Source organism: Brevundimonas lenta (assembly GCF_014196335.1).
Taxonomy (GTDB): Bacteria; Pseudomonadota; Alphaproteobacteria; order Caulobacterales; family Caulobacteraceae; genus Brevundimonas; species Brevundimonas lenta.
This window is the reverse complement of record NZ_JACIDM010000001.1, coordinates 1,237,290-1,254,860: the sequence shown is the minus strand read 5'-3', so window position 1 is coordinate 1,254,860 and position 17,571 is coordinate 1,237,290. Positions and strand designations below refer to the sequence as shown.

19 protein-coding genes are annotated in these 17,571 nt (G+C 68.1%); 14 read left to right on the top strand and 5 right to left on the bottom strand.

The window, feature by feature from the left end; translation table 11 throughout:
• Window positions 1–70 precede the first annotated feature (70 nt).
• From efp to GGR12_RS06155, 4 genes are all read left to right on the top strand, one after another.
• On the top strand, window positions 71–637 hold the full coding sequence (gene efp / locus GGR12_RS06170; protein ID WP_183203464.1) for an elongation factor P: 567 nt from the start codon (window positions 71–73) through the stop codon (window positions 635–637).
• A gap of 165 nt (window positions 638–802) precedes the next feature.
• Window positions 803–1,609, top strand: coding sequence for an inositol monophosphatase family protein (locus tag GGR12_RS06165; RefSeq protein ID WP_183203463.1), 807 nt, complete (start codon window positions 803–805; stop codon window positions 1,607–1,609).
• 148 nt (window positions 1,610–1,757) lie between these two features.
• Window positions 1,758–2,060, top strand: coding sequence for a hypothetical protein (locus tag GGR12_RS06160; protein WP_183203462.1), 303 nt, complete (start codon window positions 1,758–1,760; stop codon window positions 2,058–2,060).
• A 76-nt stretch (window positions 2,061–2,136) separates the two neighbouring features.
• Window positions 2,137–3,138, top strand: coding sequence for a glycerophosphodiester phosphodiesterase family protein (locus GGR12_RS06155; RefSeq protein WP_183203461.1), 1,002 nt, complete (start codon window positions 2,137–2,139; stop codon window positions 3,136–3,138).
• Here the strand turns inward: GGR12_RS06155 and recN are convergent.
• Together recN and GGR12_RS06145 are read right to left on the bottom strand one after the other, a co-directional pair.
• On the bottom strand, window positions 3,135–4,835 hold the full coding sequence (gene recN, locus GGR12_RS06150) for a DNA repair protein RecN (RefSeq protein WP_183203460.1): 1,701 nt from the start codon (window positions 4,833–4,835) through the stop codon (window positions 3,135–3,137). The two genes, GGR12_RS06155 and recN, sit on opposite strands and share 4 nt — an antisense overlap.
• Before the next feature lie 144 nt (window positions 4,836–4,979).
• On the bottom strand, window positions 4,980–5,825 hold the full coding sequence (locus tag GGR12_RS06145; RefSeq protein ID WP_246328741.1) for an outer membrane protein assembly factor BamD: 846 nt from the start codon (window positions 5,823–5,825) through the stop codon (window positions 4,980–4,982).
• 217 nt (window positions 5,826–6,042) lie between these two features.
• Between GGR12_RS06145 and GGR12_RS06140 the strand changes: the two genes are divergently transcribed.
• The 9 genes from GGR12_RS06140 to ychF all read left to right on the top strand — a co-directional run bounded on the left by GGR12_RS06140 (window position 6,043) and on the right by ychF (window position 15,358).
• Window positions 6,043–6,975 carry a ribose-phosphate pyrophosphokinase gene (locus tag GGR12_RS06140; RefSeq protein ID WP_183203458.1) on the top strand — a complete coding sequence of 311 codons (933 nt, stop codon included), beginning with the start codon at window positions 6,043–6,045 and terminating at the stop codon, window positions 6,973–6,975.
• A gap of 80 nt (window positions 6,976–7,055) precedes the next feature.
• Window positions 7,056–8,324, top strand: coding sequence for a hypothetical protein (locus GGR12_RS06135; RefSeq protein ID WP_183203457.1), 1,269 nt, complete (start codon window positions 7,056–7,058; stop codon window positions 8,322–8,324).
• Window positions 8,325–8,478: 154 nt separating this feature from the next.
• Complete coding sequence (locus GGR12_RS06130) at window positions 8,479–9,573, top strand: hypothetical protein (RefSeq protein WP_221212208.1); 1,095 nt, start codon at window positions 8,479–8,481, stop codon at window positions 9,571–9,573.
• A gap of 150 nt (window positions 9,574–9,723) precedes the next feature.
• Complete coding sequence (locus tag GGR12_RS06125; protein WP_183203456.1) at window positions 9,724–10,431, top strand: 50S ribosomal protein L25/general stress protein Ctc; 708 nt, start codon at window positions 9,724–9,726, stop codon at window positions 10,429–10,431.
• Window positions 10,432–10,505: 74 nt separating this feature from the next.
• Window positions 10,506–11,123: an aminoacyl-tRNA hydrolase gene (gene pth, locus GGR12_RS06120; RefSeq protein ID WP_183203455.1), complete on the top strand. Its 618-nt coding sequence runs from the start codon at window positions 10,506–10,508 to the stop codon at window positions 11,121–11,123.
• Between the two features lie 41 nt (window positions 11,124–11,164).
• The gene (locus GGR12_RS06115; RefSeq protein WP_183203454.1) at window positions 11,165–11,554 is read left to right on the top strand and encodes a hypothetical protein; all 390 of its coding nucleotides are present in this window, start codon (window positions 11,165–11,167) and stop codon (window positions 11,552–11,554) included.
• A gap of 79 nt (window positions 11,555–11,633) precedes the next feature.
• On the top strand, window positions 11,634–13,697 hold the full coding sequence (locus GGR12_RS06110; protein ID WP_183203453.1) for a TonB-dependent receptor family protein: 2,064 nt from the start codon (window positions 11,634–11,636) through the stop codon (window positions 13,695–13,697).
• Between the two features lie 11 nt (window positions 13,698–13,708).
• A complete protein-coding gene (locus tag GGR12_RS06105) occupies window positions 13,709–14,185 on the top strand; it encodes a copper chaperone PCu(A)C (RefSeq protein ID WP_343053113.1) in 477 nt (158 codons plus the stop codon).
• Between the two features lie 78 nt (window positions 14,186–14,263).
• Entirely contained in the window at window positions 14,264–15,358 is a 1,095-nt protein-coding gene (gene ychF / locus GGR12_RS06100) for a redox-regulated ATPase YchF (RefSeq protein ID WP_183203451.1), read from the top strand.
• Here ychF and GGR12_RS06095 read toward each other — a convergent pair.
• Complete coding sequence (locus GGR12_RS06095; protein WP_183203450.1) at window positions 15,351–15,848, bottom strand: hypothetical protein; 498 nt, start codon at window positions 15,846–15,848, stop codon at window positions 15,351–15,353. The genes ychF and GGR12_RS06095 overlap by 8 nt on opposite strands.
• A gap of 127 nt (window positions 15,849–15,975) precedes the next feature.
• Between GGR12_RS06095 and GGR12_RS06090 the strand changes: the two genes are divergently transcribed.
• Window positions 15,976–16,239, top strand: coding sequence for a hypothetical protein (locus tag GGR12_RS06090; RefSeq protein ID WP_183203449.1), 264 nt, complete (start codon window positions 15,976–15,978; stop codon window positions 16,237–16,239).
• Between the two features lie 74 nt (window positions 16,240–16,313).
• On the opposite strand, the gene GGR12_RS06085 is transcribed toward GGR12_RS06090, so the two are convergent.
• Together GGR12_RS06085 and GGR12_RS06080 are read right to left on the bottom strand one after the other, a co-directional pair.
• Window positions 16,314–16,835, bottom strand: a complete 522-nt coding sequence (locus GGR12_RS06085; RefSeq protein ID WP_183203448.1) for a porin family protein — start codon at window positions 16,833–16,835, stop codon at window positions 16,314–16,316.
• A gap of 183 nt (window positions 16,836–17,018) precedes the next feature.
• Window positions 17,019–17,546 (bottom strand): porin family protein, encoded by a 528-nt coding sequence (locus GGR12_RS06080; protein ID WP_183203800.1) that lies wholly within the window; start codon window positions 17,544–17,546, stop codon window positions 17,019–17,021.
• Window positions 17,547–17,571 lie beyond the last annotated feature (25 nt).

The window sequence follows — 17,571 nt, the reverse complement described above, 5'->3', positions numbered from 1 at the left end:
CTAGGGAGAGCGCCCGATTTCGCGCGCGCCGGACAGTCCGTTGTTGCGCGCTCCAAAACTCCGGAATTCCATGAAGATCAACGGCAACACCATCAAGCCCGGCATGGTCCTGCAAGTGAACGGCGGCCTGTGGGTCGTCACCAAGGCCAGCCACGTCAAGCCGGGCAAGGGCGGCGCCTTCGCCAACGTCGAGGCCAAGAACCTCGAGACCGGCAACAAGCTGAACGAACGCTTCCGGTCGGAAGACAAGGTCGAGCGCGTCACGCTGGAACAGCGCGACTACTCCTACCTGTTCGACAACGGCGACAGCCTGGTCTTCATGAGCGACGAGACCTACGAGCAGATCGAACTGCAAAAGGACTGGGTGGGCGAAGAGCGCATTCCGTACCTGCAGGAAGGCATGAAGGTCGTGATCGAGTCCCATGAGGACCGTCCGATCGGCCTCGAGCTGCCGGAACAGGTCACGCTGGAAGTCGTCGAGACCGAGCCGACCGTGAAGGGGCAAACCGCCTCGTCGTCCTACAAGCCGGCCATCGCCAACAACGGCGTGCGCATCATGATCCCGCCGTACATGTCGGCCGGCGAGCGCATCGTGGTCGACACGACCACCGGCGAATACGTCCGCCGCGCGGACTAAGACGAGTGATTAGTGGTTAGTGGTTAGTGGGTCTCGCGGCGACGCTTGAGCCAGCAATCACTAATCACTAGCCACTAACCACTCGGCCCCATCCGGGGCCGTTGAACTTCTCCGCCTATCCGGGCCACAGCGCCTTTTCAGGATAGCCGGACCAGGAGATTCCCGATGGCCCTCGCCTCCGCCCTGCTGCAAGTCATGACCGATGCGGTTCGCAAGACCGCCCGCCCGATGCTGCGCGACTTCGGCGAGGTCGCCCATCTGCAGGTGTCGCGCAAGGGACCGGGCGACTTCGTCACGGCCGCCGACATCAAGGCCGAAGACACCCTCTACGAACTGCTGATGAAGGCCCGCCCGGGCTACGGCTTCCTGGGCGAGGAACGCGGCATGGTCGAGGGGACCGACAAGTCCCACACCTGGATCGTCGACCCGATCGACGGCACCACCAACTTCATGCACGCCATGCCCCACTTCGCCATCACGGTGGGGCTGGAGCGTCGCGCGCCTGACGGCACGTCCGAGATCGTGGCAGGCGTCACCTACAACCCGGTCATGAACGAGATGTTCTGGGCCGAAAAGGGCAAGGGCTGCTATCTGAACGACGCGCGCATCCGCGTCGCGGGGCGCAAGGACCTGTCGGAAAGCCTGATCGCCACGGGCCTGCCGTTCATAGGCAAGACCGGCCATGCGCAGTCGATCAAGGACATCCATGCTGTCGGCCAGCGGGTGGCGGGCATCCGTCGCCTGGGCTCGGCGGCGCTGGACTTCGCCTGGGTCGCGGCGGGCCGTTTCGACGCCTACTACGAGCGCAATCTGAACCCGTGGGACGTGGCGGCGGGCATCCTGTTCGTCACCGAGGCGGGCGGCGTGGTCACGACCATCGACGCCGACGGCGATCCCAAGAACGGCAAGCAGATCCTGGCCGCCAACACCGACGTCCACGGCCAGCTGCGCAAGATCCTCCAGGCGGCGTAGTCTTCGCTCCGGGAAGAAATTTTTCGTCTGTTATCAGATCGTTTTCTGACCGTTTGTCATAAACCAGTCACACGGACTTTACAAAGTCGTCACGTGGCGCATTATCGTCCTAACTCTGACGTTTTTCAGAGTGGGAGGATCATGACTCATGACCAGGAACGCCCTGATCGCCTGCGCCTTGTTCGCCGCGACCGCCGCTCCCTCCTTTGCTTCCGCCGGTGAAGCGCCCCGTCCGGACACAGATGCGCAGGTCGCCGTGACCCTGTGCGAGCGCGACGCCCTGACCCAGGCGGCCTTCCGCCGCAATCACGGTCCCAGCCCCGAATTCGTCACCGCAGCCGACGTGATGAGGGCTCGTGAGGCCGGCGAGCGCTGGGCCGAACCGAAATGCATCTCGGTCCGTCAGCAGCGGGAGCTGAACCGGATGTTGGGCCAGCGCACGTCGCGCTGAGGCGTTCGCCTGTCACCAGGACGTCATCGCCCGGGCCCTATTCAGGAGCCATGGGATCCAACCTCTCTGCGCGCCAATGAGCGCTCCCCTCGTCATCGCTCATCGCGGCGCCTCGGGCGACCGGCCCGAGCACACGCGCAGCGCCTATGAGCGCGCCGTCGAACAGGGCGCCGACGCGATCGAGCCGGACCTGGTGATGACGCGGGACGGCCAACTGGTCGTCCGCCACGAGAACGAGATCGGCGGAACCACCGACGTCGCCGACCATGCCGGATTCGCCGACCGCCGCGTGACCCGCACGGTGGATGGGCAAGCGGTCACCGGCTGGTTCACCGAAGACTTCACACTGTCCGAACTGAAGACGCTACGCGCACGTGAGCGCCTGCCGGCGCTGCGGCCCGGCAATGCAGCCTTCGACGGGCAGGAGCCGATCCTGACCTTTCAGGACGTCATCGACATCGCCCGGGCGGGATCGACGCGAACGGGGCGAACCATCCGGATCGTTCCCGAACTCAAACATCCCGGCCATTTCACCTCCGCCGGCCTGCCCATGCTGCCGCCCTTCCTCGCGGCGGTGCGGGCGAACGGGCTCGACACCGCGGACGCGCCGATCATCGTTCAATGCTTCGAGGTCGGACCGCTGGAGGCGCTGGCCGCCGGGATCGACGCCCCGCTGATGTTGCTGATCGCCAACGGCGGAGCGCCGGCGGATCGACCGGACCTGACCTGCGCGGAGATGACGTCGCCGGAAGGCCTGGGAGGGATTGCGGCCTACGCGGACTGGATCGGCGTGGAGGCCGGATTGATCGAACCGGCCCCTGGTGAACCGACGCGACTGATCACCGACGCCCATACCGCCGGCATCAAGGTCGCCGCCTGGACCTTCCGCGCCGAGAACGTCTTCCTGCTGCCAGCGGACCGCGTAGGTGAGGATCCAGCGGGGCACGGCCGCATGGGCGCGCGCGTGCGCCGCTTCGCCGGCTATGGCGTGGACGCCGTGTTCTCGGATCACCCCTTCCTGGCGCGCGAGGGTCTGGCGCGCGAGGGTCTGGCGGGCGAGGGTCTGGCGGGCGACTAGCCGATCAGGGCCCGGGCGGCGGCGCGCGCTTCGTCGGTGATCGTCGCGCCGGACAGCATGCGGGCGATCTCTTCGCGGCGGTGGGTCTCGTCGAGGGCGTCAACCGTGGTGGTGGTCAGGCCGCCGGCGTCCGACTTGCGGACCTTCCAGTGGGCATGGCCGCGGGCCGCGACCTGCGGGCTGTGGGTCACGACCAGCACCTGGGCCCCGCGCGACAGGCGCTGCAGGCGGGTCCCGACGGCCTCGGCCACGGCGCCGCCGACGCCCTGATCGACTTCATCGAAGATCATGACCGGCTGGCGCTGGTCCTCGCGACCGGCCAGGGCGGCCTTCATGGCCAGGGCGAAGCGCGCGAGTTCGCCGCCCGAGGCGATGGCGTCCAGCGGCCCGAAGGCGGCGCCGGCGTTGGTGGCGATCTCGAAGCGGACGGTCTCGACGCCCAGCGGGCCGCGGCGACCGTCGGCGACAGGCTCGAAGGCGACGCGGAAACGGGCGCGCTCCAGCTTCAGCGGGCCCAGTTCGCCCATCACCGAGGACGTCAGGCGGTCGGCGGCGGCTTCGCGGGCGGAGCTCAGCAGCATGGCGGCGAGGTCGTAGGCCTCGCGCGCGGCGCCGGCCTCGCGCTCGGCGGCGACGATGGCGTCGGCACCGTCCTCGATCAGACGGAGCTGGTCGCGAAAGCGTTCGCGCAGAATGGGCAGGAGCTCGACCGAGGTGTTCAGCTTGCGGGCGGCGGCGCGCAGGGCGAACAGCCGCTCCTCGGCCTTGTCGAGGCGGCCGGGCTCGAAGTCGAAGGCGTTGGCGGCGGCGTCGACACAGGCCAGCGCCTCATCGGCCTCCACCAGGGTGCGGTCGATGGCTTCGGCGGCGGCGGTCAGCTTGATCAGCAGCGGATGGTCCGCCTCGGCCCCCGACTGGGCGGCGCGCTGGCGGGCGTGCTCAACAGCGCGCAGGGCGGCGGACAGGTTGCGGGACAGCTTGTCCCCGCCCAGCGAGGCGCGGGCGTCGGACAGGTCGGCCATGGCCTTTTCGGCCGCGCCCAGCAGGGCGCGTTCGCCCGCAAGCTCGGTCTCCTCGTCGGCGCGCGGATCGAGGGCGTCGAGATCGGCGAGGTTCTGGGTCAGTTCCTCGGCATGGGCGGCGGCGTCGGCGGCGGCGGCGCGCAGGTCGGCGACCTTGCGATCGGCCTCCTTCAGCTTGTCAGACGCAGCGGCGACGCCGGCCAGCTGCGGCTGCAGGCCGCCGTAGTTGTCCAGCAGGGCGCGGTGGGTCTTCCAGTCCAGCAGGCCGACGGTCTCGTGCTGGCCGTGCACCTCGACCAGGGCCTGGCCGATCTCGCGCAGGGCGGTGACGCCGGCGGGCTGGTCGTTGACGAAGGCGCGGCTGCGGCCGTCGACAGCGACGGTGCGGCGCAGGATCAGCTCCTCGCCGGGGGCGACGTCGAAGCCCTTTTCGGCGATCAGCTCGATCAGGGCGGGGTCGTCGGGGGCGGTGAAGACGGCGGTGGCCGAGGCCTGTTTGGCCCCCGCGCGGACCAGGCCCGCGTCGCCGCGCGCGCCGAGGGCGAGGCCGAGGGCGTCGAGGATGATCGACTTGCCCGCCCCGGTTTCGCCGGTCAGCACGGTCAGGCCGTCCTCGACCTCGAGGTCGAGCACATCCACCAGCACGATGTCGCGGATCGACAGGGCGGTCAGCACGGGACGGCTCCGCCGGGGCTCAAGGGACCGAAAACGCGGTGATGAGGGTGGAGCAAGACGAATCGATCTCTCGGGCGACGCCGGAGAATGCTGGCTGTTCGCCCCCCGGGTAAAGCCCGAGGTTAGCGGAACATATCGGAAACGTCAGCCCGGGATGATCCGGCGCAGCCAGCTTTCGCGCTCGCCGGTCGGGGCGACGCCCGGCTGGGAGCCTTCCTCGGTCAGCAGGGCGTAGGCCTCGGCGTACCAGGGGCTGCCCGGATAGTTGTGGCCCAGCACGGCGCCGTTGCGGACGGCTTCGTCCTTGAGGCCGAGGGTCAGATAGACCTCGACCAGACGATAGAGGGCTTCCGGCGTGTGCGAGGTGCGCTGGTAGGCTTCGTTGTCGATGACGGCCTTGTAGCGGTTGATGGCCGCCAGCGGCTGGTTGGCGCGCTGATAGTAGCGGCCGATCGACATTTCCTTGCCCGCCAGCTGGTCGTTGACCATGTCGATCTTGACCATGGCGTCGATGGCGTAGGGCGTGCCGGGGTAGCGGCGGGCGACATCGCGCAGACCGTCCAGGGCCGCCTGGGCGAAGCCCTGGTCGCGGCCGACGTCGGTGATCTGCTCAAAGTTGCTCAGCGCCTTCATGTAGAAGGCGTAGGGCGCGCTGGGATTGCCCGGGAACAGGGCGATGAACCGGTCCGAGGCGGCGATCGCTTCCTGATAGTGGCTGTCCTGGTAGTAGGCGTAGATCTGCATCAGGATCGCGCGACGCGACCATTCCGAATACGGATGCTGACGCTCGACTTCCTGGAAATAGTCGATGGCGTCGCCCCAGCGCTGCGCCTGCAGGCGCTGGTAGCCGGTGTTGTACAGCGCCTCGACCGGACGTTCCTCATAGGCCAGCTTCGGTCGGTTGGCGCCACGGTTGCAGGCCGTGACGGACAGCGCCGATGCGGCGACAACCGCCAGAATCAGGCCGGTGCGAATCTTCGAAGCAGACAAGGACGACCTCAAACTTGCAGGCCGGCGGGCTGTTGCCCGTCGGCGCCCCCGGAAACGAGACGCGATCTCTATACCAGCGAACATCGCCGCGCCAATGCGCGAAGAAGAGGCTTAAAAAGACGTCGTGCGCCTTGTGGCCCCGCCATCCCCTGATATGTAGCGCGCCAACGCCACGGCCGCATGCAGCCGGGCGATGACGGCGAAAGGATGACCGGACATGAAGCTGCTCTCTGGCAACTCGAACCGGGTCCTCGCGGGGGCGATCGCCGCCCACCTCGATATGCCCCTCACCAAGGCCCAGGTGAAACGCTTCGCGGACAACGAGGTGTTCGCGATGATCGAGGAGAACGTCCGCGGCGAGGACGTCTTCGTCATCCAGTCCACCAGCTACCCCGCCAACGACAATCTGATGGAGCTGCTGATCCTCACCGACGCCCTGGTGCGGGCCTCGGCGAAGCGGATCACGGCGGTGGTGCCCTACTTCGGCTATGCGCGTCAGGACCGGAAGACGGACGGCCGCACGCCGATCTCGGCCAAGCTGGTCGCCAATCTGATCACCCGCGCCGGCGCCGACCGCGTGCTGACGATGGATCTGCACGCCGGCCAGATCCAGGGCTTCTTCGACATTCCGACCGACAACCTGCTGGCCACCCCGGTGCTGGCCCAAGACATCAAGGAAAACTACCCGCGCGACAACCTGATGATCATCTCGCCCGACGTCGGCGGCGTGGTGCGGGCCCGCTCGCTGGCCAAGCGGCTGGATGCGGACCTGGCCATCGTCGACAAGCGCCGCCCCAAGGCGGGCGAGAGCGAGGTCATGAACATCATCGGCGACGTCGAAGGCCGCCGCTGCATCCTGTTCGACGACATCGTCGACTCGGGCGGCACCCTGGTGAACGCCGCCAAGGCCCTGATGGACAAGGGCGCGACCGAGGTTTCGGCCTACATCAGCCACGGGGTTCTGTCGGGCCCGGCGGTCCAGCGCGTCGCCGACGGCCCGCTGAAGGAACTGGTGATCACCGATTCGATCGAACAGCCTGACGAAGTTTTGAAGTGCCCGAAAATCCGCCGCGTTTCGGTCGCTCCGCTGATCGGTGAGGCTATCCGCCGGATCGCCAACGAGGAATCGGTCTCCAAACTCTTCGACTAGTTCGCGGGAACAACCTCAAGCCCGCCTCATTAGCGCCTGATCGTTCGGTCCTGCTGGGACCGGATCTTGAAGGAGTCCTGATGAGTTCGGCTGTCCTGCGCCGCGGTCTGACCGTGGCAGCCCTCGTATCCGCCGCCCTTCTGGCGAGCTGCGCCAACACCGAAGCCGAACGGCAGGCCGAGGCCGCACGCATGGCCGAAGAGGCCGCCATCGCCGCGCGCACGCCGCCGCCGATCAGTCTGAACGAGAGCGTGGCCGAAGCCGCCTCGATCTATGTCGCGTTCAGCCGCCAGATGGCGGCCGTCGAGGGCGGTTTCGCCGATCCGGAATCCATCCAGGCCGCGCTGCGTCAGGGTTCTGCCTATGAGCCGGCGCAACTTTCGCGGGGCCTGATCGCCTATGCGTCGATCGTCGCGCTGCAATCGCCGGAGTTCGTCACCGGCGTGCGGCAGTACGCGGTTGACCGGGAAACACGAGAGAAACTGGTCGCCGACATCGTGCGCGATCCCCGCTACGCCTCCTACCTGCCGGGCGCCGATGCGGCGGCGGGCCTGATCATGTCGACGCTGCGGACCGATATCGACGCGCTGAACCGGGCCGCGAACTCCGTCGAGAACGACGCCTATGCGATCCAGGCCGCCTATGACCCGCGCCGGTCATGGGGCGTGGCCCAGGTGACCGACCGCGAGGGACGGCTGCAGGGCGCCAAGGACCTGTCGACCCGCGACATGCTGCCGTCAGCCGAGGATGCGACGCGCCTGTTCGCCGCCGCCCACAGCGGCACGGGCCTGAACGTCTCCTCCACCAGTCGCCCGCGCGAGGCCCCCTACCCGCCCGTGGTGCAGAATGCGCTGGCGATCGCGGCCCTGGCCGCCCTGGGCGCGGCCGGCGACAACGGCGTGGCCAACACCAACGCCCTGACCAACGAGCCGAAGAACCAGCACTGCCTGGAGATGTCCAAGCTGATGCTGTTCCAGTGCCTGGCCGCGTCGCGCCCCAGCTACGAGGACATCTTCTGCGTCGGACGGCACATCGTGCGCGATCTGGGGACCTGCACCCGCGGCTCGGCCCTGCCGGCGTCGGTGGCCATCGTCTCGGATCTGACCACGACCGGCCCGGCCGAGGCTCCGCCCGCTCCGCGCATCACGCCGGCGCCGATGGAGCCCGGCGCCGCGCCCCCGCGGCCAGCCATTGTCGTTGAACAACCCGCACGGTCGGTGACCGAGCAGCTGAACGCAACGCCGCGGGATCCCGCCGTTACGCCGCGCCGCCCGGACGTCGTGACGACCCGTCCGGCGACTTCGGTGACGGAGCAGCTGAACACCACGCCCGCGACGCCCCGGGAGTGAGCGAAATCGGCAACGGCGGACGGCGCATCCTATTGCCAAGCTTGGATTAACGCTCGGCGAACTGTTTTGCCCGCGATATAAGCGAAGGTCAGTCATTTGCGCCGTGCCGACGGGGCGCCGCGGGTCGCTGGGGGTCTGTATGATTGAAGTCAAAATGCGCCGTGGTCTCGCGCTCGCCGCCGTAGCCGTCGCCGCCGCACTGGTCGGCTGCGCCACCGATGAGCCGCCGCCCGCGCCTCCCCCGCCGCCGCCGCCGCCTCCGCCGCCGGTGACCATGAACGAGGGCGTGGCGCAGGCCGCCTCGATCTACGTGTCCTTCATCCGCGAGGCCGGCACGATCCCGCCGGGCGGCTTCCCGGACGCCGAATCCATCCAGGCCGCGCTGCGCAAGGGCGCCGCCTACCAGCCGGACCAGATCTCGCGCGGCATGATCGCCTACGGTTCGATCCTGGCGCTGCAGTCGCCGGAGTTCGTGCAGGGCGTCCGCCAGTACGCCGTCGACCCGACGATCCGCCAGGAAATGATCCGGCGCATCATCGCCGACCCGGCGACCGCCGCCACCCTGCCGGGCGCCGACGCCGCCGCCGGCCTGATCATCGAGACCCTGAGCCGTGACGCCGCAGCCATGCATGTCATCGCCGAAGCGGTCGAGGGCGACGCCTACACCATCCAGGAACGTCGCGACCCGCGCCGTCGCTGGGCTGTCGCGCACGTTCCGAATCGTGAAGCGCGCCTGCAAAGCGCCAAGACGCTGTCCGCCGCGGAGATGCTGCCCTCGCCCGAGGAGTCGTCGCGCCTGTTCGCCGCCGCCAACTCCGGCACCGGCCTGTCGCTGAGCGGTTCGCGCTCGGGACCGCCGTACACCCCGGCCGTCGTTCGTTCGCTGGCCCTCGCCGCCCTGGCCGCCCTGGGCGCCGGTGGAGACGAGGCCCGGGCCAATACCGAAGCCATGACTGTCGATCAGGCCAGCGAGTTCTGCTTCAACATGTCGAAGCTGATGCTCTTCCAATGCCTGGCCGCGTCGCGTCCGGCCTATGAGGACATGTTCTGCGTCGGCCGCCACGTCGCCCGCGACCTGTCGACCTGCACCACCCAGAACATCACCCCGATTCCGCCCGAGCTGCCGATGACCGCTGTCGCGGGCGCGGACGCCCCGGCAGACGCCGTGCAAACGCCCGTGGCCGCTGAAGCCGCGGGCGCGGCGACGGCCTCCGCCACCACCACCGCCGCCCTGAACAGCGGCCGGTAAACGAAGCGGGTCACACTGAACGTCCGTGGGCGGTTGCGTCCACGGCCGTCAGCGTGTAATAGCCCGCGCTCTTGAATTCGAGGGTTCATGACCCCCGCCGCGCGGGCCCAGGTTGGCGCGGCGTTTCTGTTTGTTATTGAGGCGAGCCAGATGGCCGAGATCATTCTGAACGTCGACGTCCGTGACGGCGTGGGCACCGGTGGCGCCCGCGCGGCCCGCCGCGCCGGCATGGTGCCGGGCATCCTGTACGGCGGCGACAAGGCCCCCGTCGCCATCTCGGTGAACGAGAAGGACTTCCGCAAGTCGCTGTACACCGGCAAGCTGCTGGGTCACCTGGTGACGCTGAAGTACGGCGACGAGAGCCAGCCGGTCATCGCTCGCGATGTCCAGTTCGACCCGGTGTCGGACCGTCCGCTGCACTTCGACCTGATGCGCGTCGACGAGAAGCAGACCATCAAGATCGAAGTGGCCGTGCACTTCATCAACCAGGACCAGTGCGAAGCCTTCCGTCAGGGCGGTTCGCTGGAAGTCGTCCGTCACTCGGTCGAAGTGAAGGTCCGCGCGGATCACATCCCGGAAGACCTGATCGTCGACCTGGCGAACCACAAGATGGGCGACACCATCCGCTGGACCGACCTGAAGGGCACGCAAGACGTCGAGCCGACCATCACGGACCGCGACTTCGTGATCGCCTCCATCAAGACCTCTTCGGCCGCCAAGGCTGCTGACGAGATCGAAGAAGCGATCGCCGAGGAAACCGCCGCCGCCGCCGAGGCCGCTGCGGACGAGGTTCCCGCCACCGAACAGGCCGAAGGCGAAGAAGCCGCCGCCGCCGAGGGCGAAACGACCGAGGGCTAAACCCTTCGATCGACTGTATCTGGAGCGGCCCCTTCCGGTTACGGATGGGGCCGTTTCCTTGTCCGGAGCATGCCATGATCATCGTCGCCGGCCTGGGCAACCCGGGTCCCAAATACCAGGGCAACCGCCACAACATCGGCTTCATGGCCGCTGACGAGATCGCGCGCCGCTGGTCGTTCGGACCGGAGCGGGCGAAATTCCAGTCGGTGATCCGCGAGGGCGAGGTCCAGACCGCCAACGGGCCGGTCAAGGTCCTGCTGATGAAGCCCCAGACCTATATGAACGAGAGCGGCCGGGCCGTCGGCGAAGCCGCGCGCTTCTACAAGGTCCAGCCGTCGGGCGTGATCGCCTTCCACGACGAGATCGATCTCGCCCCCGGTCGTTTCCGCATGAAGACCGGCGGCGGCGCCGCGGGCCAGAACGGCGTGCGCAGCCTGATCAGCCAGCTGGGCGCCGACTTCCGCCGCGCCCGCATGGGCATCGGCCACCCGGGCGAGCCGCAACTGGTGCACGGCTATGTGCTGGGCGACTTCCACAAGGCCGAGCAGCCGTGGCTGGAGGCCATGCTGAACGCCTGCGCCGACGCCCTGCCCTTCGCCCTGGCCGGCGACGACGACCGCTACCAGGCCGAGGTCATGCGCCTGGCCCCCGCGCCGAAATACAGCCCGCGGCAGGCGGCGCGGGGCGAATAGCCGCGCTTCCCCAATGCGGGGCAAGCCGCTAAGGGCCGCGGGTGACCCGCACACAGGCCGACAACTGGTCGATCGCACGCTCGCTGGCCTTCCTGGCCGCGACGTTCGCCATCGTGCTCGGAACCCTGTTGCCGTTCGGGGCCATGGCCGCGTCGCGTCCCGGCGAGACCCTGGTGCTGTGCTCGGCCGAAGGGCCGTTGACGGTCCAGGTCGGCGGCGACGTCGACGGTCCGGGCAAGAAGGCCTCGCCCGCGAAATGCGCCGCCTGCGTGATGCCGCTGGCCGCCGCCCTGCCGGTTCCGCCGGTTCCCGAGCCCTGCAAGGTCGCCGCCCCGGTCGAGAACGCCGACTGGGTCGCCGCCAGCGTCAGCCCGACGCCGCCGGCCCGCGCGCCGCCGCGACCGCCGTCCACGGCCCCTCCCCTCGTCTGAAGCAGCCCGGTGCGACCCCGCGCCCTGACCCGCGCGCCGCCCGGCGACGCGGCCTGTTCCTGTTTCAGAAAGACCGACCATGTCCTTGTGGACCACCGCGGCGCCCTGCGCGCTGCTGCTTGCGGCCGTCGCCGCACCTGCCTTCGCCGAACCCGCCGCTGAAGATCCCGCTGTACTGGACACGGTGATCGTCACCGGGCGGCGCGATCCTGAAGACCCGGCGGTCGTCGCCGGGGCTCGCGCCCGCCTGTCGCGCACGCCGGGCGCCGTCAGCGTCATCTCGGCCGAATCCTATGCCGACCGCTACGCCGCCGATCTGTCGGGCGTGCTGCGCGACGCGCCGGGCGTCTATGCGCAGCGGAAGTGGGGCGGGGACATCCGGCTGTCGATCCGGGGATCGGGGATCGGCAACTCCAGCCACAACCGCGGGACGCTTCTGGCCCAGGACGGGGTGCCGTTCAACGAGGCGGACGGATATGGCGACTTCCAGCTGATCGACCCGCTGAACGCCCGCTACACCGAGGTCTACAAGGGCGGCAACGCGCTGCGCTTCGGCGGCTCCCTGCTGGGCGGCGCGGTCAATCTGGTGACGCCGACGGGTCGCACGGCCGGCTCGGACCTGGCCTTCCGCGTGGACGGCGGGTCGTACGGCGCCCTGCGCGGCCATGCGGAAGTCGCGGGCGCGACCGGCGACTGGGACGGCTTCGCGGCGGTCACCGGCATGCGCAACGACGGGTGGCGGGACCAGAGCGAGGGCCAGGCGCAGTACGGCTCGGTCAACCTCGGCCGGCGCTTCGGCGAGGACCGCGAGGTGCGGCTGCTGGTGTCGGGCGGCTATGTGCATCAGGAGATCCCCGGCAGCCTGACCCTGGATCAGGCCCAGACCACGCCGCGCCAGGCCAATTTGGCCAACAGGACGCTGAACTATCAGCGCGACATGGCGGCGGTGCGCACCACCCTGCAGACCCGCTGGCGCATCGACGCCTCGACCGTGTTCGAGGGCGGGCTCTACGGGACGTGGAAGGATCTGGATCATCCGATCTTCCAGGTCGTCGACCAGCAGAGCCGCAACCGGGGCGCCTTCGGACGGTTCGACTGGCAGGGCGAGCTTGGTGGGATGCGGGCCGACGCCTTCTACGGCGCTTGGTATCGCGAGGGTGATCTCGACGCGAAACAGTGGGTCAATCTGGCCGGATCGCGCGGCGCGCTGAGGGCCCGCAGCTTCCAGAACGCCACCGGCCTGGACGTGTTCGCCGAGGGCCGGCTGTTCGTCACCGACCAGCTGGCTGTGGTGGCCGGCGGAACCTGGGGCCGGGCCGGACGCGACTATCAGAGCTATGCCGTGCCGGGCGTGGCCGGGACCTTCGATCTGACGGCGGATCGCACCTGGGAATGGTTCGCGCCGCGCGCGGGCCTGCTGTGGGAGGCGGAAGACGGCTCGCAGGTGTTCGCCAATGTGACCCGTTCAGTGGAGCCGCCGAATTTCTCGGCCCTGTCGCCGACGGCGAACGGCTTCCAGCCGCTGGTTCCGCAGGAGGCCGTGACGGCCGAGGTTGGTGCGCGCGGTCGTCGCGGGGCTTTCACCTGGGACGTGACGGCGTATCGGGCCGAGCTGGACCACGAGTTGCTGAACTTCGCCGTCCGCCCCGATCTGGGCATCCCGGCGGCGACCTTCAACGCGGGCCCCACTGTGCACCAGGGGATCGAGGCCGCGCTGGACTGGCGGATCGCGTCGTCCCTGCGGCTGCGTCAGACCTACGCGCTGTCCGACTTCTTCTTCGACGGCGACAAGATCTATGGCGACAACCACCTGCCGGTCGTGCCGCCGCACCTGTATCGCGCCGAGCTGCGTTACGATCATCCGGCCGGCTGGTTCGTGGCCCCGTCTGTGGAATGGTCGATCAGCGACGCCTGGGTCGATTACGCCAACACGCTGAAGGCGCCGTCGTACGCGGTGACCTCGCTGAACGCCGGGTGGACCGTCCGCAAGGGCGTCAGCCTGTTCGCCGAGGCACGCAATCTGTTCGACACGCGTTACGTGTCCAACGTCAGCGCCGTGACCGACGCCCGAACGGCGTCGACGGCTGTTTTCTTCCCCGGCGACGGGCGCGCGGTTTTCGCGGGCCTGCGAGTGACCTATTGAGGACGACCATGATGATCCGCACCCTGCTCCCCCTCGCCGCCCTGTCGCTGCTGGCCGCCTGCGACGCGCCTGAAAAGGCCGCCCCCGTCAGCGACATCACCGTCACCGTGACCGACGCCCTGTGCCGCCCGACGCCCGTCGGACGGCAGATGACCGGCTGCTACATGACCCTGACCGCCAGCGGCGATGATCGCCTTGTGTCGATCGCCAGCCCCGTCGCCGGCCGCATCGAGATCCACGAGAGCAAGATCGAGGGCGGCATGATGATGATGACCGAGATGGCCAACGGCGTGCCGTTGCCGGCCGGTCAGGCGGTCGAGCTGAAGCCCGGCGGCAACCACATCATGCTGCTGGCCGTGGCCGACCCGCTGACCGTCGGCGAGACCGTGCCGCTGACGCTGACCTTCGCCTCGGCCGCCCCGGTCGAGGTCGCCGCGCCGGTGGCCCAGCCGCCGGTCGCGATCGGCGCCGCGCCGGCCGCTCACTGAACACCGACGAAGCCCGAGCCTGACAAACCGGTTCCGACCGGCTAAAGGCTCGCGCTCACCAAGGAATACCCAGCCCCCATGGCCCTGAAAGTCGCGATCGTCGGCTTGCCCAACGTCGGCAAGTCCACCCTGTTCAACGCCCTGACCAAGACGGCGGCGGCGCAGGCGGCGAACTATCCGTTCTGCACCATCGAGCCGAACACCGGCGACGTGGCCGTGCCCGAGCCGCGCCTCGACGTGCTGGCCGCCATCGCGGGCTCGAAAGAGATCATTCCGTCGCGCATCACCTTCGTCGACATCGCCGGCCTGGTGCGCGGCGCGTCGAAGGGCGAGGGCCTGGGCAACCAGTTCCTGGCCAACATCCGCGACTGCGACGCCGTGGCTTTCGTGGCCCGCTGCTTCGTCGATGACGACATCACCCACGTCGAAAACCGCATCGACCCCATCTCGGACCTCGACATCATCGAGACCGAGCTGATGCTGGCCGACCTCGAAAGCCTCGAGAAGCGGGTCGTCAACGTCGAAAAGAAGGCCAAGGGCGGCGACAAGGAAGCCCAGACGACCCTGCGCCTGATCAACATGGCCCTGACCCCGCTCCGCGCCGGCAAGCCGGCTCGCGTGGTCAAGGTCGACAAGGAGGACGAGAAGGCGTGGCACATGCTGCAGCTGCTGACCTCCCTGCCCGCCCTGTACGTCTCGAACGTCGACGAGGGCTCGGCCGACAAAGGCAATGAGCTGTCCGACCAGGTGGCGAAGCGCGCCGCCGAAGACAACGCCAACGCCGTCGTCATCTCGGCCAAGATCGATTCCGAACTGGCCGTGCTGGATCCGGAAGAACAGGCCGAGTTCCTGGAGAGCCTGGGTCTGGCCGAGCCGGGCCTGAACCGTCTGATCCGCGAAGCCTATTCGCTGCTGGGCCTGCAGTCCTACTTCACCGTGGGACCGAAGGAAGCGCGCGCCTGGACCATCCACGTCGGCGACACCGCGCCCCAGGCCGCCGGGGTCATCCACACCGACTTCGAGAAGGGCTTCATCCGCGCCGAGACCATCGCCTACGAGGACTATGTCGCGCTGAAGGGCGAGGCGAAGGCCCGCGAGGCCGGCAAGCTGCGCGCCGAAGGCAAGAGCTACGTCGTCAAGGACGGCGACGTGATGAACTTCCTGTTCAACTAGGCGGCTGCGGCTCCGCCGCCGGCGTCGGACAGCGCGTCAGAACCACCACCGCGTCGTTGCGATTGAGCCATGTCAGGCGCAGCGACTCGCCTTGCCGGGAGAGGCGGATGCGTTCGCGCGCATTCGTCCCCTCTGCCTGGCAGGCGAGCGTGGCCTCATAGCCGTCGGCGACCTGGTCCAGCGAGGTGATGGCGCAGCTGTTCTCATAGCCTTCGAAGCGCATGGTCGTGATGGTGATCGCCCGGCGATCGCCCGTCGTACTGGCGCACCAGCCGGCCTCGGCCGCCCATCGTCCGACGAAGGTCGCCGGACCCGAACCGGGCATCGCGGGATTGGACGCGGGATCGCCCGGAGGCGGCGCCGCGGTGACGCTTTCGGGGGCCGTGACCGGAGCCGCGGGCTCGGTCGGCGGGTTGACCGACTCACCCTCGCAGGCGGTCAGCAAAAACAGGGACAGCGAAGCGAAAATTCCGGGGCGCGGCATGATCATGGGTAGAAAACGCCCCTTTTCCCCATCGGCTCCGCTTCTCCTCGATCACGAAATCGCGGCTACGCTTGCATCCTGCGGGAGTTTTTGCGACCGCTTCGCCTGTGTCGAGAACGAGGGGGTGTCCCGAATGACTCTGAACACCAATCCGTGGGCAGCGCAGATCGACCCGTTGGCGCAGGACGTCGCAGCGGTGCTGAAACGCATGGGCGGCTCCGCGCATCAGCGCGATGTGGTGCAGTGCGTCGCGGCGATGAAGCGACAGCGCGGCGAGATGGTCGCCCAGGATCTGGCGAACAAGATCGTGGAAGTGTTCGAGCGCTACCGCGACCTGTTCTTCAAGCCGTTCGGCGAAGGATCGATGCGCTGGGCCCTGCAACCCGGCGTCGCCTGAAACCACCGATCGAAGCCTGACGAAAAAGGCCCGCGACGTGATCGTCGCGGGCCTTCGTCGTATCTGACGTCAGCTTAGAAGTTGCGGACGTACATCATCGAGAAGGAGTCGAAGCCGCCTTCCAGGTCTTCGTACTCGTGACGGGTCACGTCGAAGCGGACGCCGTTCTTGTCATCCATGAAGTACTGGCCGCCGAGACCGAAGGTCGGGCCGCTGTAGGTCCGGCTGGTGCTGCTGCCGCCGTAGCTGACCTCGAACTCGGTCTCGCCGTAACCGACGCGGGCGATCAGGTCGGCGTTTTCCGCGACCGGCCAGTAGCCGACGACGTGAACGCCGACGTTGCTGTTCATCTTGATGTCGACGCCGTCGATGTCCGACTCGACCAGGCCGTAGCTGACGTCGGCTTCGACGCCGACATACTGATGGAAGCGAAGCGAGCCGCGCGCGGTGACCGAGCTGCCGTTGAAGCCTTCGGTGCCGTCGTCGAAGAGGCTGAAGCCGCCCGAGATGGAAGCCTCAGGGCTGGTGAAGGATTGAGCCGCCGCAGGCATGGCGATGGCGGATGCGGCCACAGCCGCGATGATGAAGAGACGCATTACTACCCCGATAGGTCCTGTCCTTGTGACAGGGGGGCGCCTCATTCGCCGATTCCGCCCGAAGGCGGAGCGGGATTCCACATAAGGCGGCAGTACGTAACGCTTGCGCCAAGAAGTGTCGCTTCGACGACACGTTTATTCCCGCACCGGTAGAGGGCCCGCCTCGCGGCGGGCCCTTTCCGATCAGAAGCGACGGACGTAGCTCAGTCCGTAGGTGTCGATCTCGCCGCCGTCGTCCTGGAAGTCGCGACGGGTCCAGTCGGCGCGCAGGCCGTTCTTGCCGTCGAGGTACCAGTTGGCGCCGGCGCCGTAGTTGATGCTTTCACCATCGGTGCTGGCGGTCGCGCCGGCCACGTCGGCCTTGATCGAGGTCGTGCCGTAGCCGAGGCGGCCGAACAGTTCGACGTTGTCGCTGACCGGCACGCTGGCGACGCCATAGAGGGCGGCGTCGTAGTCGTGCTCCAGCTTACCGTCGACACCGGCGATGGTGATGTCCTCATCCTTGACGCCGATGGAGGCTTCACCCTCGACGCCCAGATAAGGCGTGAATTTCGCGCCGATACGGCCGGTCACGGCGCCCAGGCTGCCGTCATCACCATCCAGATGAGTATAGCCGAGCGATCCGTTCCACTGAGGATTGGAAACACTCTGGGCGATGGCAGGCGCAGCAATCAAAGTAAGAGCAGCGGTAGCAAAAAGGACGTTACGCATAGTTTCTGTATCCCATTTGGATGTG